1 protein-coding gene is annotated in these 845 nt (G+C 67.6%); it reads right to left on the bottom strand.

Annotation, left to right across the window (positions count from 1 at the left end; all coding sequences use genetic code 11):
* Positions 1–845: IS110 family RNA-guided transposase (locus AC628_RS41565; protein ID WP_074132555.1), on the bottom strand; the 845-nt coding region annotated here is incomplete at both ends.

The raw sequence follows: 845 nt of genomic DNA on the forward strand, positions 1-845 counted from the left end.
GTGACAGTTGCCGGTGTGGCGTTGATCCGTGCGGCATCGTAGTTCTCGCCGGTCACCATCAGCTTCCAGGCGATGCGGGCCACCTTGTTGGCGAGCGCCACGGCCGCCAGCTTCGGCGGCTTGCGCTTGAGCAACGCGACGAGCCAACGCGAGGGCTGACCGCGCCCGAGCCTTGCCTGCCGGATCACCGCGGTCGCCCCTGCCACCAGCAGCCGACGCAGGGTCTCGTCGCCGGCACGGGTGATCTTGCCAAGCCTGGTCTTGCCCGCGGTGGAATGATCTTTAGGCGTCAGGCCGAGCCAGGCCGCGAACCGCCGGCCGGAGCGGAACGCAGTCGGATCGGGGGTCTTCATCACCAGCGCCGTCGCAATGATCGGACCCACCGAGGGGATCTGCGCCAGGCGACGACTTGTGGCATTCGCCCGGTGCCAGACCAGCAGCTTGGCCTCGATCGCCTTCAGCTCACCCTGCAATTGCGCATAGTCGCGGCCCTGCACGGCGAACAGCTCGCGCGCCATGACCGGAAGGCTCTCGTCCTGCGCGATCCGTGCCAGCAGCGGCTCGATCTTGTCCAGACCCTTGGGCGCGATCAGGCCAAACTCCGCCGCGTAGCCGCGGATCGCATTGCTGAGCTGGGTGCGGCGGGCAATCAGCCCATCGCGGACACCTGCCAGCATCAGCGCCGCCTGCTGCTCGGCGCTCTTCACCGCCACAAACCGCATCCGCGGCCGGCTCATCGCTTCGCACAGCCCGTCCGCGTCCCGCCCGTCATTCTTGTTGCGCGTCACATAAGGCTTCACCAGCTGCGGCGCTATCAGCTTCACTTCATGGCCGAGCTTGCCGAG

Origin of the sequence: Bradyrhizobium sp. NAS96.2 (genome assembly GCF_001908235.1) — a bacterium.
In the GTDB taxonomy this organism is placed as follows: Bacteria; Pseudomonadota; Alphaproteobacteria; order Rhizobiales; family Xanthobacteraceae; genus Bradyrhizobium.